This window comes from Pseudomonas sp. HN2-3, assembly GCF_020691745.1.
Lineage (GTDB): Bacteria > Pseudomonadota > Gammaproteobacteria > Pseudomonadales > Pseudomonadaceae > Aquipseudomonas > Aquipseudomonas capeferrum.
This window is the reverse complement of sequence record NZ_CP085704.1, coordinates 4,408,163-4,432,481: the sequence shown is the minus strand read 5'-3', so window position 1 is coordinate 4,432,481 and position 24,319 is coordinate 4,408,163. Positions and strand designations below refer to the sequence as shown.

Below are 24,319 nucleotides of genomic sequence, written 5' to 3'. Positions count from 1 at the left end.
CCTGCATACCACCGTTTATCTATTCCAAGGATGGCGCAGGTTTCACCCGCAGTGCCCGCGCCGTATATACTGCGCGCCAATGTTAGTGGGAGAGCCTCGTGGCCATCGAAATACACTGGATCCGTGACGACCAGACCCTGGCCGAACTCTGCCGAAGCTGGCGCGAACTGCCCTTCGTAGCGCTCGACACCGAATTCATGCGGGTAGACACCTTCTACCCCAAGGCGGGGCTTATCCAGATCGGCGACGGCCAACGCGCCTTTCTGATCGATCCGCTGCTGATCAAGGACTGGCAGCCCCTGGCCGAGTTGCTGGAAGACAGCGGCGTGGTCAAGGTGCTGCACGCCTGCAGCGAAGACCTCGAAGTGTTGCTGCGCCTGACCGGCAAGCTGCCACAGCCGCTGTTTGACACGCAGTTGGCCGCCGGCTACCTGAACCTGGGCTTCTCCATGGGTTATTCGCGCCTGGTCCAGGAAGTGCTGGGGCTCGAGCTGCCCAAGGGTGAAACCCGCTCCGACTGGTTGCAGCGCCCGCTTTCCGAAACCCAGATCAGCTACGCCGCCGAGGATGCCGTGCACCTGGCCGAGCTGTTCACCGCCCTGCGCCCGCGCCTGTCCGACGACAAGTACGCCTGGGTGCTGGAGGACGGCGCCGAGCTGGTTGCCCAACTGCGCCGCGAGGTCGAACCCGAGAGCTTGTACCGCGACGTCAAGCTGGCCTGGAAGCTTGCGCCCCAGCAGTTGGCGGTGTTGCGCGAGCTGTGTGCCTGGCGCGAGCGCGAGGCACGCCACCGCGACGTGCCGCGCAATCGCATCCTCAAGGAGCACTCGCTGTGGCCGATGGCCAAGTCCCAGCCGTCCAACCTGTCGGCGCTGGCCAAGATCGACGAGATGCACCCGCGTACCATCCGTCAGGACGGTGAGTTCCTCGTTCAGCTGATCAAGCGGGCTGCCAGCCTGCCTGCCGAGCAGTGGCCGCAGGTCCTGCCCGAGCCCTTGCCGATCGAGGCTGCCGGTATCCTCAAGCAGCTGCGCGCGATCGGCCAGGCCGAAGGCGAGCGCCTGGGCATAGCCCCCGAGCTGATGCTGCGCAAGAAAACCCTGGAAGCCCTGCTCAAGAGCGGCTACCCCAACGGCCCCTATCAACTGCCCGATTCGCTGCGCGGCTGGCGCCGTGAGCGTATGGGCCAGGCCCTGCTGGACAACCTGGCAGGTGCCGGAGAAACCCGATGAAACGTATCTGCTCGATCTACAAGAGCCCCCGCAAGAACGAAATGTACCTGTATGTGCTCAAGGCCGAAGGCCTGGAGCGCGTGCCCGAGGCCCTGCTGCCGTTCTTCGGCGCCCCCGTGCATGCTTTCGACCTGGTGCTGACCCCCGAGCGCAAGCTGGCGCGCGAGGACATCGCCAAGGTGCTGGAAAACCTCGACAACCAGGGCTATCACCTGCAGATGCCGCCGGTCGAAGACGAGTACATCGAGCACCTGCCCGAAGAGCTGCTGCGCCGTAACGATCCGGTCTGACCCAGGCCTGGTTCCCCTCTTTCGCCAAGTGGCCCGCGCGTCGGGCCGCTTTGGTTGTCTGCCAAGGTTGTTTTCACGAATGCGCGTTCTGATTGCCGAACAGGATCATGCCCATTACGCCCAGTTGTTGGGCCAGGCGGCCCCTGACCTGGAAATCCTGACCAGCAGCGACTCTGCCGAACTGGCGCTGCAGGCGTCGCAGTGCCCAGTGTGGCTGGGTCAGCCTGACTTGCTGGCGAGCCTGCTACGCCAGGGCCACAAGCCGGCCTGGATGCAGTCGACCTGGGCGGGCATTACCCCGCTGCTGGCCGACGGCTTGCCACGGGATTATCGCTTGACGCGTGCGGTGGGCATTTTTGGTCAGGTGATGGCGGAATACATGCTCACCTACATGCTTGGCCATGAACGCGAAGTGCTGCCGCGCCTGCTGAGCCAGGTGGAGCGGCGCTGGGACGACCGCCCGGGCGGCACGCTGGAGGGGCGCCAGGTGTTGATCGTCGGCACCGGCGATATTGGCCAGCGGGTAGCCGAGTTTCTCCAGCCGTTTGGGGTAACCCTGTACGGTATTGCCAGCAGCGCCCGTGAGCAGGCGCCGTTCGCCGAAGTGGCCGCGCTGGCGGACCTGCCGAGCAGGGTCGAGCGGGCCGATTACGTGATCAACCTGCTGCCGGACACGCCGGCTACCCATGATCTGTACGATGCGGCGCTGTTCCAGCGTTTCAAGCCCAGTGCGTTGTTCATCAATGCCGGGCGCGGGGTGGCGGTGGTCGATGGCGACCTGGTCGAAGCACTGAAGCAAGGCCACCTGGCGGGCGCGGTAATCGATGTGTGCCGCCAGGAGCCGCTGCCCCAGCGTCACCCGTTCTGGACCGCCTTGGGCTTGCTGCTGACCGGGCACAGCTCGGCGCCCACCTCGCCGGCGGCGATGGTGCGGCTGTTTGTCGAGAATGTGCGGGCATATGAGGCGGAGCAGGGCTTGCGCGGGGAAGTGGATTTCACCCGGGGTTACTGATGTGCAGTGGCTTTACTGGCCTCTTCGCGGGGCAAGCCCGCAGGTACTGAGCAGTTCTGCAACTTGCTCAGTGCCTGTGGGAGCGGGCTTGCCCCGCGAAGAGGCCAGTACAGCCAATAAAGCGCTTACAGGCTGAAATCACCCTCAGCCGCCAGCTCGCTCAGCGGCCGGCGTGGGCTTGGCACCTCACGCGCCTGCAGTGCCTCGGCCAGGGTCGCCTTGTCGCCCAGCTTGCCGATCGCGATCATGGCATGCAGCTCGTAACCTTCAGGCACTTTGAGTTCGGTACGCGCCAGTGCCTTGTCGAAACCGGCCATGCCGTGGGTGTGCCAGCCACTGATGCTGGCCTGCAGGGCCAGGTGCCCCCAGGCGGAACCGGTATCGAAGGTGTGCCACAGGGCCGGGCTCTCTTCCGCGGCGCCAGGCGCTGCGAAAGTGGTCTTGGAAATGATCAGCACCAGCGCCGAAGCCTGTTGCGCCCAGCTGCGGTTGAAGGGCACCAGCAGGTTCAGGTAGCGCTCCCAGTTCGGCGTATCGCGACGGGCATAGAGGAAGCGCCAAGGCTGCGAGTTGTACGCCGACGGCGCCCAGCGCGCGGCTTCGAGGAAGCTCAGCAGGGTCTCTTCGCTGATCGGCTCGGCCGTGAAGGCGCGCGGCGACCAGCGGTTGATGAACTGCTCGTTGATCGCGTAATCGGCAATACGGGGTGTGGCGCTCATGGCTGCTCCTGCAAGAGGATGGGGAAAACCGCACGCTACTGCGTCCCGTCGTCACTGACAAGCGGTCTGGCTTTGCCGAAGGCCAGGCTCTAGACTGGCGCCGCCGCGCGCCGCCCATTGAAGATGAATGCAGGAAACCCGTGTGATGATCGCTGACAGCGCGCCGTTCTGGCGGCGCAAGACCCTCGAACAACTCAACCCGCAAGAGTGGGAATCGCTCTGCGACGGTTGCGGTTTGTGCTGCCTGCAAAAGCTTGAGGACGAGGACGACAACAGCATCTATTACACGCGCATCGCCTGCAAACTGCTGGACCTGAACACCTGCCAGTGCAGCGATTACCCCAACCGCTTTGCCCAGGTGCCCGACTGCATCCAGCTCACCCCGGGCAAGGCCGACCAGTTCAAGTGGCTGCCAAGCACCTGCGGTTACCGCCTGGTCAGCGAAGGCAAGGACTTGCCGGACTGGCACCACCTGATCTGCGGCGATCGCCAGCAGGTCCATGAACAGCGCATTTCCCAGTCAGGGCGTATGCTCAGTGAGCATGATGTCGACGAGGACGATTGGGAAGACCATCTGATTTTTCGCGCCAGCTGACCGGCGCGCCCCGTCGCCTCTGGGAAACAAGGAGTTTCTGTATGCGTTGCCCGCTGTTGCTGCTGTTAAGCCTGGTGGCCTGTTCGCCGGCCTGGGCGAAGAAAGTCGACCTGGATTATCACGTGCGTCTGTTGCCCGCCAATGGCCAGGCTGAAGTGCGCCTGACCCTGGCTGAGGGCAGCAGTGTGCGCAGCCTGGATTTCGACCTGGGCAAGGGCGGCACCTACAGCGGCTTTCAGGCCGACGGCCAATGGCAGGTGGCAGACCAGGGCGCGCGCGGGGTGTGGCACCCGGCGCCGGGCAAGACCAGCCTCAGCTACCGCGTGCAGCTGGACCAGCAGCTGCGCAGCGGCGCCTACTCGTCGCGTATCACGCCCCATTGGGCGTTGTTCCTCGGTGACCAGTTGGTGCCGCCTGCGCACCTCGACCAGCAGGACGGTACCGAGCTGGTGGCGCGCCTGTGGTTCGACCTGCCCGAAGGCTGGAAGAGCATCGAAACGTCCTGGCCACGTGTCGGCAAGGACAAGTTTCGCATCGACAACGTTTCACGCCTGTTCGACCGCCCCACCGGCTGGATGCTAGCCGGTGACCTGGGCAGCCGCCGTGCACGTCTGGGCGAAACCGAAGTCACCGTTGCCGCGCCGGTCGGGCAGGGCATGCGGCGCATGGACAGCCTGACCTTGCTGACCTTTGTCTGGCCGCAGTTGCAGGCGGTGTTCCCCCGTAACCCGCCGAAGTTGCTGCTGGTCGGTGCCCGTGACGGCATGTGGCGTGGCGCGATGGCGGCGCAGGGGTCGCTGTATCTGCACAGTGCCCGGCCGATGATCAGCGAGAATGGCAGCAGCCCGTTGTTGCGCGAACTGGTGCAACTGTTTGCACAGATCCAGGGGCGTGATGGCAATGACTGGCTTGTCGAGAGCCTGACCGACTACTACGCCAGCGAATTGCTACGCAGAGCGGGTGGGGTAAGCGATGACCGCTACCAGGCCTGGCAGGCGCGCTTGAGCAAGCAAGGCGCCAAGGTCACGCAGCTCAAGGGCGAGCAGGCCAGCCCGGCTCAGGTTGCCCGGGGGGTGATGCTGTTGCAGGCACTGGACAAGGAGATCCGCATCCACACCCAGGCCAAGCGTTCGCTGGATGATGTGGCGCGGGCGCTGATGCGTTTGCCGAGCGTAAGCACCGAAGAGTTCGTGCAGATCAGCGAGAGCGTGCTGGGGCGCCGGTCCGAGGTGTTGCAGAGCAAGGCGTTGCGCTAAAGGCCTCTGTAGCCTGTGCCCGCGAACCGGCTGGCACAGGCCAAGTAACATCAAAGGCCGGTCAACGGATCCTTCCCTGTCACCGTCACCCCGCGCGTAGCTGCCTTGGCGCTCGCCTTCAATGCCTGCAACTGTTCCGCGCTGCGTTCGATGTCCGAGCGCAACCGGTTGTATTCCTGACGGTGCCGTTGCCACCAGGCCTTGGTCGAGCAGTGCCCGCTGACCCCACGCGCCACCGCCAGGCCGCCCACTACCATCTGCAGCAGGCCGACCAGGCCGCCATGGCGCAGCCCCTTGCTGAACATCAGCGCCCCCCCAGCCAGCGAACCGACCCTTTCCAGGCCCTGAACATTGTGCTCCGGCGACGCCGCAGCGGTATGGATATCGAGCATGGCAAGCCCTCCGTGTGAAGTGTAAGTAGCTGACCGCAGGCTGATTGCAGCCGTTCATTCGTGTTGCTCAACGGCATGCGGGATGAGTGGCTGCAAAGTGGAAGGGGGTGGTCGCAAATAATCCGCAATGTGTCCGGTCTGGATAACATTTTGTCCGGTTTGGAAACGCAGCGCCAACGGTGTTTAATCTCACCCCAGGTAACCCCTCAAGCCCTTTGAATCAGGGGCTTTGAGAGATTCAATCGCTCATCGAAAATGCTGTAGACACATTGTCTAACAGTGCCCTATAGTCGTTATACAAATAGTAGACACAGCGCCATGACAACAAAGAAGGCCGCCATGAAAGCCACCGTTCAAGCCATCAGTGCGCCCGCAGGCGCTGAAGCGCCGCAGGACCGCAAGGCCGTCCTCGCCGAAGCGCTGCGCCGCCGGATCCTCAGCATGGAACTGGCCCCAGGGGCTGTGGTGGACGAGCTGGCGCTGTGTGACGAGTTCGGCCTGTCGCGCCCACCGGTGCGTGAACTGCTGCGCCAGATTGCCGCTGAAGGCTATATCGAGCTGGAAGCCAACCGTGCGCCACGGGTTGCCGCGATGAACCATGATTCGCTGCACAGCTTCTTCGTCGCCGCGCCGCTCATCTATATCGCCACCACTCAGTTGGCCGCCACCAACGCCAGCACAGCGGAAATCGAGGCGCTCAAGGCTATCCAGGTGCTTTTTCGCCAGGCCATCGAAGCGCGTGATGTGGAAAACCGGGTGGTCTACAACGATGCCTTCCACCTGGAAATCGGCAAGATGGCGCACAACGACTACCTGATGCCGAGCCTGCGCCGCCTGCTTATCGACCATGCCCGCCTGGGCAAGATTTTCTATCGCCACCCGACCACCGATGACATGCAGCAGGACCTTGAAGTCGCCTGCGATCAGCATGACCAGATGATCCACGCCATCGAACACCGCGACCCCGCGCGCGCCGGGCAACTGGTGCGTGAGCACTTCGAGCTGTCGCGCCGGCGCATGGCCGAATACGCAGCGCCGCAAGGGCTGGATGTACCCATTCAGCTATGAGATTCCCAGGTCTCGCCGCTGGCGCCGACCGCTCGTCAACAGCAAGATCCAGGTTAGTGACATGACAAGAATAAGTTCGTTACCTGCCGATGATGCCACCTGTGGTTGGTATCACCTGAGCAAGCCCCGTAAGCCCCGGCCGGCCCACAGTGGCCACAGCCAGGCGCGTTGGGTGGTGGTCGGTGCTGGTTTCACCGGCCTGGCCGCTGCACGCCAGCTGGCAACGAACTTCCCGGACGACGAAATCGTGTTGGTCGAGGCCCAGGAAGTCGGTTTCGGCACCTCCGGGCGCAACGCCGGTTTTGCCATCGACTTGCCCCATGACATTGGTGCCGAGGATTACATCGGCGACATCGATATCGCCAAGACGGTGCTCAAGCTCAACCTGGGCGGCCAGTCCTATCTCAAAGCGCTGATCGAACGCTACGACATCGACTGCCAGTTCCGTCACTGCGGCAAATACCAGGCGGCCGTCGAAGATCGCGGCATCGCGGTGCTGGATGCTTATCGCCGTGGCCTGGACAAACTGGGCCAGCCGTATGAAGTGATTGAAGGCCGCGACATGCCGGAGCATATCGGCACCAACTTCTACCGCAAGGGCCTGTTTACCCCCGGCACTGCCTTGCTGCAGCCCTCGGCGCTGGTCAAAGGCCTGGCCGACAGCCTGCCGAGCAACGTCTCGTTGTACGAAAACACCCCGATTACCGACGTCGAATATGGTGCGAAGGTGGTACTGCGTCATGCCAACGGCTCGATCACGGCCGACAAGCTGGTGCTCACCACCAACGCCTTCGGCATGAGTTTCGGCTTTCTCAAGGGCCGCATGCTGCCTGTCTTCACCTATGGCAGCATCACCCGCCCGTTGACCGATGAGGAACAGGCACGCCTGGGGGGCAAACCCTACTGGGGCGTGATCCCGGCCGACCCGTTCGGCACCACGATGCGGCGCACCGTCGACAATCGCCTGCTGATCCGCAACAGTTTCAGCTACAACCCGGACGGGCGCAGCAACCGCAAGTACCTGGAACGCTTTGTCCAGCGCCACCGCGAGTCGTTTGCCCGGCGCTTCCCGATGCTGCCCGAGGTGAACTTCGAATACACCTGGGGCGGTGCCCTGGCGTTGTCGCGCAATCACATGGGGTTCTTCGGCCAGTTGGCGCCCAATGTGGTAGGCGCCCTGTGCTGCAATGGCTTGGGCGTTACCCGTGGCACCGTCACCGGCGCATTGCTGGCCGACTGGCTGGCCGGCGACAAAAACGAACTTATCGCGTTTCTGCTCAATGCCCCCGGGCCTTGCGCAAATCCACCGCAGCCCTTGGTATCCCTGGGCTTGAACGCAAACTTGATGTGGGGGCAACTGCGCGCTGGCAAAGAAAGCTGATCCTTATCTGAGTTAGGCCATTGAACATTTAACGCCGGGTGTGAGTTAGCCGGCACGGGCGCGCTTTGCCCGAATTTGATGATCGAGATGCGCTGTCCGGTCACCCGGGGCTGAACCGTGTTTTCAGTTTCGCGGCCGCGCTCGCCTTGAATATGTGCATGCAGATGAAGTGGTAGGAACAATAATGACAAGTCCGAATATTTCGATTGAAGAAGTACCGATCAACCGCTTCCACCAGTTGCTGACCCTGCGCTCGGGTGGCGGATCGTTCGTCGATGGCTATGTGTTGAGCATCATTGGCGTGGCCATGGTGCAAATGTCTGCAGGCCTTGGCCTGAACAGCTTCTGGCAGGGCATGATCGCCGCCTCGGCGCTGATCGGCATTTTCTTCGGCGGCTTCTTCGGCGGTTGGTTGACTGACCGCTTTGGCCGCAAGCGGGTGTTCTTCGTAGGCCCGACCCTGTTCATCCTGGCCTCGCTTGCGCAATTCTGGGTGGAGTCGGCGCTGGCGTTGTTCCTGCTGCGGTTTGCCATCGGTATCGCAGTGGGCATCGAGTACCCGGTGGCCACTTCGCTGCTGGTGGAGTTCTTGCCGAAGAAGAACCGCGGCCCGCGCCTGGCTACCTTGACCGTGCTGTGGTTCGCCGGTGCCGCTACCGCCTACGTGGTCGGTGAAGCGCTGCTGCGCAACGGAGGCGAGGATGCCTGGCGCCTGGTGCTGGCCAGTGCAGCGGTGATCGGCGCGCTGCTGTTCGTCATGCGCCTGGGCACCCCGGAGTCGCCGCGCTGGTTGATCAGCAAAGGCCGTTCGTCCGAGGCCGAGCAGGTGATCAAGCGCGTCTATGGCGAGGGCTTCTCGCTGCGCAACCTGCCGGAAGAGCCCAAGGCCCGCAAGCTGTCGTTCTTCAGCCTGCTGCACTCCGGCTACGGCAAACGCATGCTGTTCGTCACCATGTTCTGGACCTGCTCGGTGATCCCGGTGTTCGCCGTGTACGCCTTCGCCCCGAAAGTGCTGGGTGCACTGAACCTGAAGGGTGACTGGGCATCGATCGGTTCGGTCGCCATCACCTGCCTGTTCGTGGTCGGTTGCATCGTCGGCACCCGCTTGCTGAACACCATTGGCCGGCGCACTACGCTGCTGCACAGCTTCTTCTGGTCGGGGCTGGCCCTGCTGGGCCTGGCGGCGTTCAGCAACGGCAACGAGATGCTCATCCTGGTGCTGTTCGGGGCCTATGCATTGTTCATTGGCGGTGCCCAAGTACTGCAGCTGGTCTACCCCAACGAGCTGTTCCCTACCGAAATCCGCGCTGGCGCCGTTGGCGTGGGCACCTCCATGTCGCGGGTCGGTGCTGCGGTCGGCACCTGGCTGGTCCCCATCGCCCTCGACAACTATGGCATCGGCGCAACCATGTATGCCGCTGCCGCCGTCACCTTTGTCGGCCTGGCCTTCTCCGTCGCCCTAGCACCGGAAACCCGTTCGCTGAACCTGCAGCAAGCAGCTTCGCTGACCTGAACCCATGACCACCGGCCGCAGCGTCGCACCGCTGCGGCCTCTACAACACTGATCAACGCACTGGAGAACCTACCGTGAAATTCGAAGGCATCTACACCCCGGCAATCACTCCGCTGGCTGCGGACGGTTCGATCGACAAGGCGGCGTTCGCCGAAGTGCTCGATTACCTGGTCGAATCGAAAATCCACGGCGTGATCATCGGTGGCTCCACCGGCGAGTACTACGCCCACACCGCGCAAGAGCGTATCGAACTGGCCGCCCAGGCCAAGGACGTGCTCAACGGCCGCCTGCCGCTGATCATCGGCACCGGCGCGATCCGCACCGAAGACTCGGTGGCGTTCGCCAAGCACGCCAAGGAAATCAAAGCCGATGCGCTGCTGGTGGGCACCCCGCCGTACGCGCTGCCGACCCAGCAGGAAATCGCCCTGCACGTCAAAGCGGTCGACGCTGTCGCCGGTCTGCCGATCATGCTCTACAACTACCCAGGCCGCATGAGCGTGAGCATGGGCGAAGCGTTCTTCGATGCGGTCGCCGATGTGAAAAACATCGTCGCCATCAAGGAAAGCTCTGGCGACATGGCCCAACTGCACCGCCTGGCCATCCAGCGCCCGAATATCCAGCTGTCGTGCGGCTGGGACGACCAGGCCCTGGAGTTCTTCGCCTGGGGCGCCCAAAGCTGGGTGTGCGCCGGCTCCAACTTCATCCCGCGGGAGCACGTGGCCCTGTTCGAGGCCTGCGTGGTCGAGAAAGACTTCGACAAAGGCCGCCGCATCATGAGCGCCATGATGCCGCTGATGGACTTCCTGGAAGGTGGCAAGTTCGTCCAGTCGATCAAGTACGGCGTGGCCCTGAACGGCCTGAGCACCGGTGGCGTGCGCAAGCCGCTGTCCGAGCTGGACGCTGCCGAGAAGCAGGCACTCGAGCGCGTGGTCACTGAACTCAAGCGCAACATCGCCCAGATCACCGGAGGTGCCTGAAAATGGCTGAATTACTGAGCAAGGCACAGTACGCGGCCATCGCCGCCGACCTGCAACTGCGTACCCAGGCGTTCATCGACGGTGAATTCCGCGATGCTGTCTCGGGCCGCACCTTCGTCACCACCAACCCGGCCACCGGCAAGCAACTGGCCGAAGTCGCCGCTTGCGACGTGCAGGATGTCGACCTTGCCGTGGCAGCAGCCAAGCGCGTGTTCGAAGACGGTTCGTGGTCCAAGCTGCAACCGGGTGAGCGCAAGCACATCCTGCTGAAGTTCGCCCAGTTGCTGGAAGACCACAGCCATGAGCTGGCGGTACTGGAAGCGTTGGACAGCGGCAAGCCGGTCAGTGAATGCCAGAACGTCGACGTGCCGGAAACCATCCACACCATCCGCTGGCACGCCGAGCTGATCGACAAGATCTACGACAGCACCGCGCCGACCGGCAACGCTGCCGTGACCATGGTGGTGCGTGAAGCCATCGGTGTGGTCGGCCTGGTGCTGCCCTGGAACTTCCCGCTGCTGATGCTGGCCTGGAAGATCGCCCCGTCGCTGGCCGCCGGGTGCTCGATCGTGGTCAAGCCCGCCAAGGAAACCACCCTCAGCGCCCTGCGCGTGGCCGAACTGGCCCACCAGGCTGGCGTACCGGCGGGTGTGTTCAACCTGGTGCCTGGCGGTGGCCGTGAAGTGGGCGAAGCCATCGGCCGCCACATGGACATCCCGATGGTCAGCTTCACCGGCTCCACCGACACCGGCCGCCTGTTCCTGAAATACGCCGCCGAGTCCAACCTCAAGCGCATTGTCCTGGAGCTGGGGGGCAAGAACCCGGCCGTGGTCATGAATGACTGCGAAGACCTGGACGAAGTGGCCCAGTTCATCACCGCCGGTGCGTTCTGGAACATGGGCGAGAATTGCTCGGCCTCTTCGCGCCTGATCGTGCACAAGGACGTCAAGGACGAGCTGCTGACCCTGATTGGCAAGCACTTGAAGGACTGGAAGCTGGGCGACCCGCTCGACCCGGAAAACCGCCTGGGCGCGATGGTCAGCAAATCGCACTTCGAGAAGGTGAAGTCTTACCTGGAATATGCCGCCGAGCAGAAGCTCAACGTGGTGCAGGGCGGTGAGACCGAGCAGGGCGTGTTCGTGCAGCCGACCATCGTTGACGGGGTTACGCCTGACAATCGGTTGTTCGTCGAGGAAGTTTTCGGCCCAGTGTTGAGCGTAACGTCGTTCGAGACCATTGAGGAAGCGATCGAGCTGGCCAACGACACCGTCTACGGCCTGGCCGCTTCGGCCTACACCGGCAGCCTGCGCAATGCCTTGCGCCTGTCACGGGAAATCCGCGCGGGGGTGGTGACGGTGAACTGCTTTGGCGAGGGCGATGCGTCGACGCCGTTCGGTGGCTACAAAGAGTCCGGCTTTGGTGGGCGTGACAAGTCCATCTGGGCCCATGACCAGTACACGGAGTTGAAGACCATCTGGATCAACGCTGCGTGAGCTGACTGCAGGACGGTGCTGTTCTGACGGAGCTCAGCACCTGGCCGCTTCTGGTTTGTCTGTGCCGGCCTCTTCGCGGGGCCGGCATGAGCACCATCAGAAGTGGCTTTTTATTTGAACTTGGGCCCGGAACGGGTATTCAGGCCTTTGGCCAACCGGTCATACAGCACCACATTCACCGTCGCCGCCAGGTTCATGCAACCTTCGGTCGGGATGTAGATGGTTTCTTCACACCACGCCCGCACGCTGGCATCGAGGCTGCCGTCTTCCGGCCCGAAGATGTAGATGGCGCGATCCGGGTGGGTGTATTCGGGCAGCGGCCGTGCGCCTTCGACCAGTTCCACTGCCACAGGCGTGCAACCCAGCGGGATGATGCGCTGCAGGTCGTCGATGCCAATCAGGGGGATGTCGTAGTGCACACGCTTGGTGTCGGTGACGAAGTCGCGGGCGCGTTCATAGCGCTTGCCGGTGTAGAACACCGAGTTGACGCCGTAGCAACCTGCTGCGCGCATCACCGAGCCGACGTTTTCTGCCGACTTGGGGTTGAACAGGCCGATGCAGCTGTATCGTTTGTTTGCCACGTACCGGGGCCCTTCGCGTAAAAAGCGCGATTATACGGGCTCGCCGGTAGCCGCGGGGGGCGAATCGATGTTCAGTCTTTCTTCAGCAGACCCGCCAGCCCGGCAAACGGGTTGTGGGTGGCCTTGGCGATGCTCGGGGTGCTGGTCGAGCCTTCGCTGAAATACTGCTGGTCGGTATAGCGCGAGTGTTCGTTGTCGTGGCAGTACAGGCACAGCAACTCCCAGTTCGAACCGTCCTGCGGGTTGTTGTCGTGGTTGTGGTCACGGTGGTGCACCGTCAGCTCGCTCAGGCGCTTGCCGGCGAACTCGCGGGCGCAGCGGCCACACACATGCGGGTACATCTTCAGGGCCTTGTCGCGGTAGCCCATTTCTTTGTCGCGCTTGGCATCGGCGAGGATGCGGTCGAGGCGCGCGGTGGCGGCGGAAGTAGAGGCCGAGCTCATGGTGTTTCCTTTGTTCTGATCAGGCAAATGACGGTTATGCCACTGAGTCTAGCGCGCTTGCAGGCCAGGCGGACAGGCGAAAGCTGTCATTTAGGCGTAGCCTGTAGAAAGGTTCCAGACAGGAGGTTGCTGATGTTGCATGCGATCCTCGCCGCGTTGTTGCTGGCTGGCTTGCCCATGGCCGAAGCGGCCAGCACGCCACCCAGGCTCAATACACCCGTGCCCGGTGCGCCTGGCACGCCTACGCCCACGCCTTACCCGCAGATCACCCCAAGTACGCCGCCCAAGGCATACGACAGCCAGCCTGGCGCGCCGCTGTTGCCACCGATGCCGGTGCCGGGGCCCCCTAAAGACCAGCCTTTGCCGGGGTTGCGGCCAGAGCCGGCCAAGGTGCCGGTGGAGGAGGACTGAGGGTTTGTGAAAGGGGCGCAGAGCGCCCCCAGCATGGGTCAGTTCACGCCCAGTTCACCAAACACAAACGCATACTCCAGCGCCACATCCTTGAGCCCCTGGTACCGCCCACTCATGCCGCCATGCCCGGCGCCCATTTCGGTCTTGAGCAGCAGCAGGTTGTCATCGGTCTTGCGTGTGCGCAGGCGGGCCACCCACTTGGCCGCCTCCCAGTACTGCACGCGGCTGTCGTTGTAGCCAGCCACCACCAGCATGGCCGGGTAGGCCTGGGCCTTGACGTTCTCGTACGGGGCGTAGGCCTTGATGCGCTCATACACCTCAGGCTCCTGCGGGTTGCCCCATTCGTCGTACTCGGTGACGGTCAGCGGCAGGTCGGGGTCGAGCATGGTGTTGAGCACGTCGACGAAGGGCACTTCGGCGATCGCGCAGCGGAACAGCTCAGGGCGCAGGTTGAGCACCGCCCCCATCAGCAGCCCGCCGGCGCTACCACCACTGATCGCCAGGCGCTCGGGCGAGGTCACGCCTTCGGCGATCAGGTGCTCGGCACAGGCGATGAAGTCGGTGAAGCTGTTCTGCTTGTGTTCCTGTTTGCCGGCCCGGTACCAGGCCTCACCCAGTTCGCCGCCACCGCGCACATGGGCAATGGCGAAGGCCACGCCGCGCTGCAGCAGGCTCAGGCGCGCATGCGAGAACCACGGGTCGAGGCTTTCGCCATAGGCGCCGTATCCATACAGGTACAGCGGCACGGTCTTGCCCAGGTCTTCGCGGCGACGCACCAGGCTGATCGGTACCTGGGTGCCGTCCTGGGCGGTGGCCCACAGGCGCTGGCTGACATAGTCGTCGGCATCGAACACGCCCAGCACCGGGGTTTGCTTGAGCACCACCTGCGCACCGCTGGCCAGCTCCAGCTGGCGCACCTGGGCCGGGCGGTTGAGCGCTTCGTAACGCAGGCGCACGCGGCTGCTGGCGAATTCCAGGCTGTCTTGCACGTAAAGGCTGTAGGCCGCATCCGGCAATTCGACGCGATAGGCAGGCAGGCCCTGCGGGCGCACTTCGATGATCGGCAGGCCACCTTCGCGCAGGCTCAGGGTCAGCGCCCCCGCGTTGAGGCTCAGGCCCTCGAGCATGACCTTGTCGTTGTGCGGCACCAGCAGTTGCCAGCGATCACGGGTCGGGACCTGGTCGGCCGGGGCGTGGTAAAGGGCGAAGTTGATGCCGTCCTGGTTGCTGCGCACGAACCACTGCCACTGGCCATCGAGCTGGCCGTGGTCGAGGAAGTACTCATGGCCCTCCACCCGCGGCGCCAGGCAGGTGAACGGCAACTGCGGGGTTTGGGCATCGAGTACCCAGGCCTCGCTGGTGGTCTTGCTGTTGAGCAACAGCACCAGCTGGCGTTCGGAGCTTGTGCGGTAGCAATGCAGGAAGAAGCGGCCGTCCGGCTCTTCGAACACGGTCGGCGCGTCGCTGCCGCCCAAGGTGTGGCGGCGCAGGCGCCAGGGGCGGTGGGTGTCATCGAGTTCGGCGAAAAACAGCGTCCGGCTGTCATTGGCCCAGGTCAGGCTACCGTCGCAGTCCTCGAAGGGCAGGGCGGTGACACGGTCGTTGCCCAGGTCCTTGACGTACAGGGTGTAGACCTCATCGCCGCTGGTGTCGAGGCTGTAGGCCAGCAGGCGATGGTCGGGGCTGACGTTGAAGGCACCCAGCGACAGGAAGCCGCCGTTGGCCAGGGCGTTAGGGTCGAGCAGCAGTTGCTCGCGGCTTTCATCCACCGTGTTGGAGTCGTCGGCCGGGCGCGGGCAGCGGTAATGGCGTGGGTACTCGTCGCCGGCGGTGGTGCGGGTGTAGTACAGGTACGGGCCCCAGGGCGAGGGCAGTGACAGGTCGGTCTCGAGGATGCGGCCCTTGATTTCCTCGAACAGTTGTTCGCGCAATGGCGCCTGATGGGCCAGGCAGGCCTCCTGGTAGCTGTTTTCGGCCTGCAGGTAGTCGAGCACCTCGGGGGTGTCACGCTGCTGCAGCCAGGCATACGGGTCACTGGACTGGTCTGCGCGGGCAATGGGGGGCTGGGGCTGGGTGGGCATCTGCATTCTCTTGGCTGGGAGGTCGGCGCGGGCCTCCGAACAGCGGAGGGGCGCCTGCGCCCTGAAAAGTGTTTATCATAGGCAACTCTTTGCCTGGCTTGCACGAACACCATGACCGAGAACGACTATACCCTCGCCTGGGGCCTGTACGCCCTTGCCGCCCTGGGCTGCCTGCTGGTGGGCTTCAAGCTCACCGGATGGATGTGGCGCTGGCTGCGCGAACCGCTGCGGGTGATCCTGGCGGTGCTGCTGCTGACCCCGACCGTCGTCGACCCGGTCAAGGACAGCTTTGCCCCGGCGATTGCCATCACCGCCCTGGACGTTGCCTTCAAGGTGGGCAACAACGCCTGGCGCGCGGTTTCCGACTTTGCCATGTACGGCATGATCGCCTTTGCCCTCTACCTGCTCTTCGTGCTGTTGCGCTGGCCGCTGGAAAAGCGCGCCCGTGAGCGTCGCGAGCAAGCCGAGGCAGCGGCCAAGCGCCAGGCCGTCGAGGATGCCGACGTCACGGCCCAGGCCCCCTTGTCGGCCGAACGCCGCGACCGTTACCGCAACGATCCCCCTGCCGCACCTGCTGGCGGCGGCCGGGTCGAGCCTCGTCTGTAACCGGAGACACGCGCATGTGCGAATTGCTGGGCATGAGTGCCAACGTCCCCACCGACATCGTTTTCAGTTTCACCGGCCTGATGCAGCGCGGTGGCCGCACCGGCCCGCACCGTGATGGCTGGGGCATCGGCTTCTATGAGGGGCGCGGCCTGCGCCTGTTCCAGGACCCGGCGGCGAGCAGCGAGTCGGAAGTGGCCAACCTGGTGCAGCGTTACCCGATCAAGAGCGAAGTGGTCATCGGCCATATCCGCCAGGCCAATGTCGGCAGGGTTTGCCTGTCCAACACCCACCCGTTCGTGCGCGAAATGTGGGGCCGCAACTGGTGCTTTGCGCATAACGGCCAATTGGGCGAGTTCAAGGGTGAAGCCACCTTCTACCGGCCTGTGGGTGACACCGACAGCGAAGCGGCCTTCTGCGACCTGCTCAACCGCATTCGTGCGGCGTTCCCAGAGCCGGTCGCCGTGGAACAGCTGCTGCCGGTGCTGGTCGAAGCCTGTGCCGGCTACCGTGGCAAGGGCGTGTTCAACTGCATGCTCAGCGATGGCGACTGGCTGTTCTGCTTCTGCTCGACCAAGCTGGTGCACATCACCCGTCGCGCACCCTTTGGCGCTGCAAGGTTGAAGGATGTCGACCTGATCGTCGATTTTCACACCGAAACGACCCCCAATGACGTGGTCACGGTGATTGCCACCGAGGCCCTGACCGAGAACGAGACCTGGCAGCGTTACGCGCCGGGTCAATGGGCACTGTGGCGGCACGGAGAGTGCGTTGCGCAAGGCCAGAGCTAAGGACGCTGCATGTTCAGAAGTTACCTGCGGTTGTTGCTGTTCACGTTCGGCCTGCTGGCCGGTATCCAGGTTCCGGGGCTGATCAACGACTACAGCCAGCGGGTCGAGGCGCACCTGTTCGAGTCGCGCCAGGCGCTTGATGGCTTCAAGCAGACTGCCGAACGCTTCTTCAATGGCGACCTGCAGGCATTGCTGCGGCATTACCGCAGCAGTGACGACCCGGTGTTCAACAGTGATGCCAACAGCATCGAAAGCCTGATGATCCGCAATGAACTGCTGGAAAACGAATGGCAGGCGTTGCAGGGTTCGTGGGCCAGCCGCACCTGGCATGTGCTGGTGCAGCCAGACCCGCAAATGCGTGAAGAAACGCTGAAGGGCTACAGCTACCAGATACTGCTGGTGCCGGAAGCGATTGGCTGGGGCATTGGTGCCGGGTTTGTGCTGGCCTTCATGGTCGAGAGCCTGTTGCTTGCCATTGGCTGGGTAATCATGGGCGGGCGGCGCAGGGTGGTGAAGGAAAGCTGGCGCTGAGGTTGCACCGGGCTCTAGCGGTTGCTTGGGGCCTCATGGACACAGCATATCCAATGGCAAGCACCTACTGTGCAACCAGCACAATTCTCTGAGCCCCCACATCCCGCGCATACTGTTCCAGCACCTGCCGGCAAACCCCTACCACCTCATCCACCAATGCCACGCCGGTCTGCCAGGCTACCACCAGTTCCAGGCTCGGGGGTGGTTGCAAGCCCTCCAGCAGCACCAACTCACCAAGGCCCAGCTCCGCATCCACCAGCGCCGGTGGCAGCGCACCGATCGCGAAGCCGTCACGCAGTAGCCGGGTAATCGCCGCCACCGAGTTCACGCAATTCAAGCGCGGTGTTTGCACCCCTGCGCCCTGCAGCAGGCTGAGTACCTCCTGATGCGGCCGCGAGTTCTTCGAAAAGGTCACGATGCGCTCGCGGCCAAGCTCGGCCAGCGAGGCATAATCGCGCTGCTGGAGCGAGCCTGCAGCGACGATCCAACCCATCGGGTAGCGCGCCAGGTCCAGGCTGCGGATCGACTGTTCGCGCAACAGGTCGGTCTGCAGGATCACATCGAGAAAGCCTTTTTGCAGCTGCTCGCGCAGGTTCAGCGCGGTATCGGCCACCAGCTCGATCTCAACCTGCGGGTAGCGTTCGGTCAACGCGGCCACCAGCGCGCTCATCCAGGTGTGGATCACCGTGTCCATCACGCCGATGCGGATGCGCCCGACCTTGGCCCGGTCGCTGTCCAACGACTGCTTCATGGCCTTGGCGGTGTCGAGCATACGCTCGGCGTACTCCAGCACCTTGCTGCCCTCTGGGGTCAGGCTGACGCCGCGTGAATCGCGCAGCAGCAGCTTGACGCCCAGGTCAGCCTCCAGCGCGGCGATGCGGCTGGAGACCGAGGCCTGGGTGGTGAACAGCTTTTCTGCCGTCAGACGGAAGCTCTTGAGCCGGGCGACCCAGACGAAGGTTTCGAGGAAGCGAAGGTTCATGATCAGTTTTTCTTGTTCCAGACCGGGGGTTTTTCTCGTTGGACGCAAGCCGCGCGGCCTCTGAACAATGATGCCCAGGCCGCGACGCATCTGGTCGCCCCATAAAACAATACCAACAAGCCGAGGCAAGCATGAACCCCACCGGCGTGCAGCAGCAGGTCGCTACACCTCCTTCGACCGGGCCCTTCGCCTGGTATCGCGACATCGACAAACAGCAACGGCGTACTTTCTGGAGCTGCAAGATCGGCTATGGCCTGGACGGCATGGACACGCAGATGCTCAGCTTCGTCATCCCCACGCTGATCCTGATTTGGGGCATCAGCACCGCCGAGGCCGGGCTGATCCACACCAGCACCCTGATCGCCTCGGCTGTCGGTGGCTGGGTCGCCGGCATCCTCTCCGACCGCATCGGCCGTGTTCGCACTCTGCAACTGACGGTGCTGTGGTTCGCGTTCTTCACCTTCCTTTGCGGCTTTGCGCAAAGCTACGAGCAACTGTTGATCGCCCGTACCCTGATGGGCTTTGGCTTTGGCGGCGAATGGACGGCGGGTGCGGTACTGATCGGTGAAGTGATCCGCGCCGAGCACCGCGGCAAGGCCGTGGGCATGGTGCAGTCGGGCTGGGCGCTCGGCTGGGGCCTGACGGCGATCCTCTATGCCTTGCTGTTCTCCTACCTGCCACCCGAGCAGGCCTGGCGTGCGTTGTTCCTGCTGGGTATCGTGCCGGCCGTGTTCGTGATCTTCGTGCGCCGTCTGGTCAAGGACCCTGAGGTGTACCGCGAGGCCAAGGCCGCTGCAAAGGCCGAGGCGCCGTCGCACTTCTACGAGATTTTCGCCCCTGGCATGCTCTGGACCACCGTACGCGCTTCTTTGCTGACCACCGGTGCGCTGGGCGGCTACTACGCGATCACCTCGTGGCTGCCGACCTTTCTCAAGAGCGAACGTGGCCTGAGCGTGCTGGGCACTGGTGGCTACCTGGCGATGGTGATCGTGGGGTCTTACATCGGCTATGTGGTCAGCGCTTATTTGTCTGACCTGCTGGGGCGCAAGAAAAACTTCATCCTGTTCGCCGTGGGCTCGTTCGTCATCGTGCTGCTGTACACGCAGATGCCGGTCAGCGATGGCGTGATGCTGTGGCTGGGCTTCCCGCTGGGTTTCTTTGCCTCGGGCATTTTCAGCGGCATGGGGGCCTTCCTGACCGAATTGTTCCCCACGCGCATCCGCGGCTCGGGGCAGGGGTTTTGCTACAACATCGGCAAGGTCATCGCTGCGCTGTTCCCGTTGCTGATCGGCATGCTCGGCGAGAAGGTGCCGCTGGGGCTGGGTATTGGCGTGTTCTCTGCGGTGTCGTATGGCGTGGTCATTCTGGCGGCGCTCAGCCTGCCGGAAACACGCGGCAAACAACTCCAGTCACGGTAAGGTAGGCCTATGAACATCGACAAGGGAGTCCGTGTGGTGGAACGCCTGCTTCTCAATTGCGACATGGGCGAAAGTTTCGGCAGTTGGCGCATGGGCCTGGACGCCGAGGTGATGCCGTATATCGATTGCGCCAACATCGCCTGCGGCTACCATGCCGGTGACCCCGGCATCATGCGCCGCACCGTGGAAATGGCCCTGGCGCATGGGGTGACCATCGGCGCGCATCCGGCCTACCCGGACCTGGTTGGCTTCGGCCGCCGCGCCATGGCCTGCAGCCAGGACGAAATCCGCGACCTGTTGCACTACCAGATCGGTGCGCTGGACGGCATCTGCAAGGTGCTCGGCGGCCGAGTGGCCTACGTCAAACCCCATGGTGCGCTGTACAACGACATGATGGCCGACCCGCTCAAGTTGCGCGCGGTGCTCGAAGCCGTGGCGGCCTACGACAGCAGCCTGCCGCTGATGCTCATGGCCACCGCCGATAACCGTGCAGCCCAGGCCCTGGGCGACGAAATTGGCGTGCCGCTGTGGTTTGAGGCCTTTGCCGACCGGGCTTACACCGCCAGCGGCCACCTGGTGTCGCGGCGCCTGCCTGGCGCCGTGCATCACGACCCGGCGCTGGTGGTCGAGCAGGCGCTGCGCCTGGCCCGTGGCGAAGCGCTGGTGGCGGACGATGGCAGTGCGCTGCACCTGCAGGCCAGCACCCTGTGCGTGCACGGCGACAACGACAGTTCAGTGGCGGCGGTGCGGCAGATCCGCCAAGCCCTCGATGCGCTGGAGCGGGCATGAAGCTGCGCATTGAAGTGGTCGCCATCGACAGCCTGATGGTGCGCCTGTTCGACACCATCGACGAAGCCAACATGCCGTGGATCCTCGCGGCCTGCCAGCGCTTGCATGCAGCCTTCGGCGAGCGGTTGATTGAGCTGGTGCCGTCCTACACCACCTTGATGGTGCAGTACGACAGTGCGCCGAGCACGGCGAGGGCGTTGATCGCCCAGGCGCTGGAGGGCTTGCAGCCTGATGCAGGCAACAGTGGTCGGCGCCATGAGATTGCGGTGTGGTACCACGCCAGTGTCGGCCCCGAGCTGCCTGCCTTGGCCAGCCGAAGCGGGCTGACCGAGGCCGAAGTGGTTCGCTTGCACACCGGGCGCGAGTACCCGGTTTTCGCCCTGGGCTTTGCGCCGGGCTTCGGCTTCATGGGGCTGGTGGACGAACGCCTGGCCACGCCGCGCCTGAGCACCCCTCGCAAGCGCGTGGCGGCTGGCAGCGTGGGCATTGCCGAGCGCCAGACCGCCGCTTACCCGGCGGTATCGCCAGGCGGCTGGAACCTGATCGGGCGCACCCCGGTGCGCCTGTTCGACCGTGAGCGCGAGGGCTACAGCCTGTTGCAACCGGGCGACCGGGTGCGCTTCGTGGCTGTATCCCACGCCGAGTTCATGGCGTTGGGCGGAGATGACAGCCCGCTGGAGGCACAGGCATGACGCAGTTGAAGATCGAAGCCAGCACCGCGCTGTGCCAGTTGCAGGATGCCGGGCGCTTTGGCGTGCGTCACCTGGGCGTGACCCAAGGTGGGGCGCTGGACTGGGTGGCGATGCACTGGGCCAACTGGCTGCTGGGCAATCCGCTGGGGGCGCCGGTGATCGAGGTAGCGCTGGGCGGATTCAGCGTGGTGGCTGAGCAGGATTGCGTACTGGCCTTGGCTGGCGCCGATCTGGATGCGCGGGTCGATGAACAGCCCCTGGCACCGTGGCGCAGTTTTGCCCTGGCCAAAGGTCAGCGCCTGACCCTGAAGCAGCCCAAGCAGGGCGTGCGGGCCTATCTTGCAGCCCCGGGCGGGTTCGAGGCAGAGGCTGTGCTGGGCAGTTGCGCCACGGTTGTCCGTGAAGCGCTGGGCGGCATTGATGGGCACGGGGAAGCGCTGGGCAAAGGGCAGGTGCTCGCGTTTGCGGGTTCAGCACCGGCCCTGCGTGAAGTGCCCGAAGCGTTGCGACCCGTGTATTCGGCAAAGCCTGTGCTCGACCTGGTGATGGGCGCGCAGATTGGTGACTTCAGCGGTATGAGCCTGTTTGAAGCCTTCAACAGTGATTGGACTTTAGACAGCCGAGCAGACCGCATGGGTATCCGATTGCTTGGGCCACAGCTGGTCTATCAGGGTGCGGCGATGATCTCCGAAGGGATCCCGCTCGGGGCGGTGCAGGTGCCGCCAGATGGGCAGCCGATTGTGCTGCTCAATGACAGGCAGACCATTGGTGGGTACCCGCGGTTGGGGGCGTTGACGCCGTTGGCGTTGGCGCAACTGGCGCAGTGTATGCCGGGGGCGGCTGTGCGGCTTAGGGCAGTGGTTCAGGAAATGGCGTGGCAAGAGCATCAGGCGTGGGGCAAACGCTGGCAATGAGATGGGCTGACTGGCATTTTTACCAGTTGCCCAGTGCTGGCACTAACTCAATACTGGGGCGTAGCGATTCATAGGGTTGAACTTAACCTTATGACGAGGGGGATAATTCAATCCTCGGTCAGTGTGTGAAGCGCATGGGGGGGCGATGAAACTAGCAAACGATGCGAGACCTGTGATTTACACGGCTTATGGTTTCAGCAAGCAGCATGCACCGTGGGTGAGTTTCAATGGTCAGCGGTATGATTTCATGATCGGGTGTTATCCACTGGGCAATGGCCATAGAAATTTCAGCCCTCTATTGATGCGCTTTTTGTCGCCGGATGCCCTCAGCCCCTTTGCCCAAGGTGGTCGCAACGCCTATGGATACTGTCTGGGCGACCCCATAAACGGTGATGATCCCACCGGTCGTATGCCCCGTTTCGCTAAAGTGTTTGGTGAAGTATTTTTCGGTAGACTTTCAAACGCGCAGCGACAGGAACAAACGAAGTTTTGGTCAAGTCAACGCTTGCAAGAAGAGAAACGTCAGGCAGCCGTTAATTTTTCTGAGTTTGAACGCCTGTTAGAACTGGAGGATCCAAAGTCCAAGCGTCTTAGGAAGATTGCCTACTTGAAGGCCCTTCCGGATAATTTATTCGAGCGTAGTAAGGCACGTTTAAAGTTGGTCAGAGAAACTATTTCTTTGTTGGAAACAGCAGAATTTATTGCGAGCGGTACAATGCTTAGTCAGCCAATACCTGAAGGTATCTTGCCGTCCGATGTTGAGAGACTGAATCATTATCTTCAGGCTGCTTGGAAGTCTCAAGAGCCAGGCACAAGTGAGAGGGCGCGGATATCCCTGGTTGCTTTGCAGATGGCCTATGGAAGGCTGGCAGGTGAGACTAACAAGTTGCTTAATAAAAACCTACAGTATTTGCGTCGAGCCTAATAGGTGCACGGGGCTGCGAAAACCCACCGCAGGGGTGGGTTTTTTCTATTTCGACAGATACCGCATCCCATCCTCCAACCCCTGCAAGGTCAGCGGATACATCTTGTCCTCGATCAAATCCCGCACCAAATGCGTGGACGCGGTGTAGTCCCACGCCTGTTTCGGGTAGGGATTGATCCAGATGATCTTCTTGAATTTCTCCATGAAGCGCTGCATCCACACATACCCGGCTTCTTCGTTCCAGTGCTCGACGCTGCCACCGGGCTGGGTGATCTCGTAGGGCGCCATGGCCGCGTCGCCGACGAACACCACTTTGTAGTCATCGCCGTACTTGTGCAGCAGGTCGAAGGTGGAGAAGCGCTCCGACGTACGCCGCAGGTTGTTCTTCCACACCGACTCATACACGAAGTTATGGAAGTAGTAATACTCCAGGTGCTTGAACTCGGTCTTGCAGGCAGAAAACAGCTCTTCGCAGACTTTGACGTGGGCATCCATCGAGCCGCCGATGTCGAACAGCAACAGCAGCTTCACGGTGTTGCGCCGCTCCGGGCGCATCTGGATGTTCAGCAGCCCGGCGTCGCGGGCGGTGTGGTCGATGGTGCCGTCGATATCCAGCTCTTCGGCCGCGCCTTCACGGGCGAACTTGCGCAGCCGGCGCAGGGCCAGCTTGATGTTGCGCGTGCCCAGCTCGACCTGGTCGTCGAGGTTCTTGTACTCGCGCCGGTCCCACACTTTGACCGCCTTGCCCTGGCGCTGGCCGGCTTCGCCCACGCGGATGCCTTCGGGGTTGAAACCGCCCGAACCGAACGGGCTGGTGCCGCCGGTGCCGATCCACTTGTTGCCGCCGGCGTGGCGTTCCTTTTGCTCTTCAAGGCGCTTCTTGAATTCCTCGATCAGCTTGTCCAGCCCGCCCAGGGACTGGATCTGCGCACGCTCCTCATCCGTCAGCGAGCGCTCGAATTCCTTGCGTAGCCAGTCTTCGGGGATCAGCGCTTCGAGGTGGCGGTCGAGGTTTTCCAGGCCCTTGAAGTAGGCGGAAAAGGCCCGGTCGAACTTGTCGAAATGGCGCTCGTCCTTCACCAGGATGGCCCGCGCCAGGTAGTAGAACTCGTCCATGTCGGCGAACACCACGCGTTGCTGCAGGGCGTTCAGCAGGTCGAGCAGTTCGCGTACCGACACCGGCACCTTGGCCGCACGCATTTCGTTGAACAGGTTGAGCAGCATGACCGG

26 protein-coding genes are annotated in these 24,319 nt (G+C 63.1%); 19 read left to right on the top strand and 7 right to left on the bottom strand.

Annotation, left to right across the window (positions count from 1 at the left end; all coding sequences use genetic code 11):
• Positions 1–98 precede the first annotated feature (98 nt).
• The 3 genes from rnd to LJX93_RS19950 all read left to right on the top strand — a co-directional run bounded on the left by rnd (position 99) and on the right by LJX93_RS19950 (position 2,534).
• Positions 99–1,232: a ribonuclease D gene (rnd, locus tag LJX93_RS19960; RefSeq protein ID WP_033699775.1), complete on the top strand. Its 1,134-nt coding sequence runs from the start codon at positions 99–101 to the stop codon at positions 1,230–1,232.
• Positions 1,229–1,522, top strand: a complete 294-nt coding sequence (locus LJX93_RS19955; RefSeq protein ID WP_033699773.1) for a YcgL domain-containing protein — start codon at positions 1,229–1,231, stop codon at positions 1,520–1,522. Before rnd ends, LJX93_RS19955 begins: the two co-directional genes overlap by 4 nt.
• 79 nt (positions 1,523–1,601) lie before the next feature.
• Complete coding sequence (locus LJX93_RS19950) at positions 1,602–2,534, top strand: D-2-hydroxyacid dehydrogenase (protein ID WP_033699772.1); 933 nt, start codon at positions 1,602–1,604, stop codon at positions 2,532–2,534.
• 125 nt (positions 2,535–2,659) lie between these two features.
• On the opposite strand, the gene LJX93_RS19945 is transcribed toward LJX93_RS19950, so the two are convergent.
• On the bottom strand, positions 2,660–3,253 hold the full coding sequence (locus LJX93_RS19945) for a nitroreductase family protein (RefSeq protein WP_033699771.1): 594 nt from the start codon (positions 3,251–3,253) through the stop codon (positions 2,660–2,662).
• A gap of 145 nt (positions 3,254–3,398) precedes the next feature.
• Between LJX93_RS19945 and LJX93_RS19940 the strand changes: the two genes are divergently transcribed.
• Positions 3,399–3,848: a YcgN family cysteine cluster protein gene (locus LJX93_RS19940; RefSeq protein ID WP_033700206.1), complete on the top strand. Its 450-nt coding sequence runs from the start codon at positions 3,399–3,401 to the stop codon at positions 3,846–3,848.
• A gap of 41 nt (positions 3,849–3,889) precedes the next feature.
• A complete protein-coding gene (locus LJX93_RS19935; RefSeq protein ID WP_047583230.1) occupies positions 3,890–5,104 on the top strand; it encodes a hypothetical protein in 1,215 nt (404 codons plus the stop codon).
• Between the two features lie 50 nt (positions 5,105–5,154).
• Here LJX93_RS19935 and LJX93_RS19930 read toward each other — a convergent pair whose 3' ends face one another.
• Positions 5,155–5,496 (bottom strand): DUF2892 domain-containing protein, encoded by a 342-nt coding sequence (locus tag LJX93_RS19930; protein ID WP_033699769.1) that lies wholly within the window; start codon positions 5,494–5,496, stop codon positions 5,155–5,157.
• Between the two features lie 339 nt (positions 5,497–5,835).
• On the opposite strand from LJX93_RS19930, the gene LJX93_RS19925 reads away from it, so the two are divergent.
• The 5 genes from LJX93_RS19925 to LJX93_RS19905 all read left to right on the top strand — a co-directional run bounded on the left by LJX93_RS19925 (position 5,836) and on the right by LJX93_RS19905 (position 11,928).
• A complete protein-coding gene (locus LJX93_RS19925) occupies positions 5,836–6,564 on the top strand; it encodes a GntR family transcriptional regulator (RefSeq protein WP_033699768.1) in 729 nt (242 codons plus the stop codon).
• Positions 6,565–6,625: 61 nt separating this feature from the next.
• On the top strand, positions 6,626–7,945 hold the full coding sequence (locus LJX93_RS19920; protein WP_033699766.1) for an NAD(P)/FAD-dependent oxidoreductase: 1,320 nt from the start codon (positions 6,626–6,628) through the stop codon (positions 7,943–7,945).
• A 184-nt stretch (positions 7,946–8,129) separates the two neighbouring features.
• Positions 8,130–9,458, top strand: coding sequence for an MFS transporter (locus LJX93_RS19915; protein WP_033699764.1), 1,329 nt, complete (start codon positions 8,130–8,132; stop codon positions 9,456–9,458).
• Positions 9,459–9,532: 74 nt separating this feature from the next.
• Positions 9,533–10,435: a dihydrodipicolinate synthase family protein gene (locus LJX93_RS19910; RefSeq protein WP_227696313.1), complete on the top strand. Its 903-nt coding sequence runs from the start codon at positions 9,533–9,535 to the stop codon at positions 10,433–10,435.
• Positions 10,436–10,437: 2 nt separating this feature from the next.
• Positions 10,438–11,928 (top strand): aldehyde dehydrogenase, encoded by a 1,491-nt coding sequence (locus LJX93_RS19905; RefSeq protein WP_227696312.1) that lies wholly within the window; start codon positions 10,438–10,440, stop codon positions 11,926–11,928.
• Positions 11,929–12,038: 110 nt separating this feature from the next.
• Here LJX93_RS19905 and LJX93_RS19900 read toward each other — a convergent pair whose 3' ends face one another.
• Both LJX93_RS19900 and LJX93_RS19895 read right to left on the bottom strand, forming a co-directional pair.
• Positions 12,039–12,509 carry an RNA methyltransferase gene (locus tag LJX93_RS19900; protein ID WP_033699757.1) on the bottom strand — a complete coding sequence of 157 codons (471 nt, stop codon included), beginning with the start codon at positions 12,507–12,509 and terminating at the stop codon, positions 12,039–12,041.
• A gap of 71 nt (positions 12,510–12,580) precedes the next feature.
• Positions 12,581–12,952, bottom strand: a complete 372-nt coding sequence (locus LJX93_RS19895) for a YajD family HNH nuclease (RefSeq protein WP_027594605.1) — start codon at positions 12,950–12,952, stop codon at positions 12,581–12,583.
• A gap of 132 nt (positions 12,953–13,084) precedes the next feature.
• Between LJX93_RS19895 and LJX93_RS19890 the strand changes: the two genes are divergently transcribed.
• Entirely contained in the window at positions 13,085–13,363 is a 279-nt protein-coding gene (locus LJX93_RS19890; protein WP_033699755.1) for a hypothetical protein, read from the top strand.
• A gap of 38 nt (positions 13,364–13,401) precedes the next feature.
• Here LJX93_RS19890 and LJX93_RS19885 read toward each other — a convergent pair whose 3' ends face one another.
• Positions 13,402–15,444, bottom strand: a complete 2,043-nt coding sequence (locus LJX93_RS19885) for a S9 family peptidase (protein WP_047583949.1) — start codon at positions 15,442–15,444, stop codon at positions 13,402–13,404.
• A 111-nt stretch (positions 15,445–15,555) separates the two neighbouring features.
• On the opposite strand from LJX93_RS19885, the gene LJX93_RS19880 reads away from it, so the two are divergent.
• Genes LJX93_RS19880 through LJX93_RS19870 form a run of 3 tightly spaced genes read left to right on the top strand, consistent with a single transcriptional unit; the run spans position 15,556 to position 17,369 of the window.
• The gene (locus tag LJX93_RS19880; protein WP_033699750.1) at positions 15,556–16,050 is read left to right on the top strand and encodes a hypothetical protein; all 495 of its coding nucleotides are present in this window, start codon (positions 15,556–15,558) and stop codon (positions 16,048–16,050) included.
• Between the two features lie 14 nt (positions 16,051–16,064).
• Positions 16,065–16,838 carry a class II glutamine amidotransferase gene (locus LJX93_RS19875; RefSeq protein ID WP_033699748.1) on the top strand — a complete coding sequence of 258 codons (774 nt, stop codon included), beginning with the start codon at positions 16,065–16,067 and terminating at the stop codon, positions 16,836–16,838.
• Between the two features lie 9 nt (positions 16,839–16,847).
• A complete protein-coding gene (locus tag LJX93_RS19870) occupies positions 16,848–17,369 on the top strand; it encodes a DUF2937 family protein (protein WP_033699746.1) in 522 nt (173 codons plus the stop codon).
• Between the two features lie 64 nt (positions 17,370–17,433).
• Here LJX93_RS19870 and LJX93_RS19865 read toward each other — a convergent pair whose 3' ends face one another.
• A complete protein-coding gene (locus LJX93_RS19865; RefSeq protein ID WP_033699744.1) occupies positions 17,434–18,351 on the bottom strand; it encodes a LysR family transcriptional regulator in 918 nt (305 codons plus the stop codon).
• 131 nt (positions 18,352–18,482) lie between these two features.
• On the opposite strand from LJX93_RS19865, the gene LJX93_RS19860 reads away from it, so the two are divergent.
• The 5 genes from LJX93_RS19860 (at position 18,483) to LJX93_RS19840 (ending at position 23,089) form a co-directional block, all read left to right on the top strand.
• Complete coding sequence (locus LJX93_RS19860; protein ID WP_033699742.1) at positions 18,483–19,769, top strand: MFS transporter; 1,287 nt, start codon at positions 18,483–18,485, stop codon at positions 19,767–19,769.
• 9 nt (positions 19,770–19,778) lie between these two features.
• Positions 19,779–20,558 (top strand): 5-oxoprolinase subunit PxpA, encoded by a 780-nt coding sequence (locus LJX93_RS19855; RefSeq protein WP_033699740.1) that lies wholly within the window; start codon positions 19,779–19,781, stop codon positions 20,556–20,558.
• Positions 20,555–21,250 carry a 5-oxoprolinase subunit PxpB gene (gene pxpB / locus LJX93_RS19850; protein ID WP_033699738.1) on the top strand — a complete coding sequence of 232 codons (696 nt, stop codon included), beginning with the start codon at positions 20,555–20,557 and terminating at the stop codon, positions 21,248–21,250. Before LJX93_RS19855 ends, pxpB begins: the two co-directional genes overlap by 4 nt.
• Entirely contained in the window at positions 21,247–22,164 is a 918-nt protein-coding gene (locus LJX93_RS19845) for a biotin-dependent carboxyltransferase family protein (RefSeq protein WP_227696311.1), read from the top strand. Before pxpB ends, LJX93_RS19845 begins: the two co-directional genes overlap by 4 nt.
• A 145-nt stretch (positions 22,165–22,309) precedes the next feature.
• The gene (locus LJX93_RS19840; RefSeq protein WP_227696310.1) at positions 22,310–23,089 is read left to right on the top strand and encodes an RHS repeat-associated core domain-containing protein; all 780 of its coding nucleotides are present in this window, start codon (positions 22,310–22,312) and stop codon (positions 23,087–23,089) included.
• 45 nt (positions 23,090–23,134) lie between these two features.
• On the opposite strand, the gene LJX93_RS19835 is transcribed toward LJX93_RS19840, so the two are convergent.
• Entirely contained in the window at positions 23,135–24,313 is a 1,179-nt protein-coding gene (locus LJX93_RS19835) for a vWA domain-containing protein (RefSeq protein ID WP_227696309.1), read from the bottom strand.
• Between the last annotated feature and the right edge of the window lie 6 nt (positions 24,314–24,319).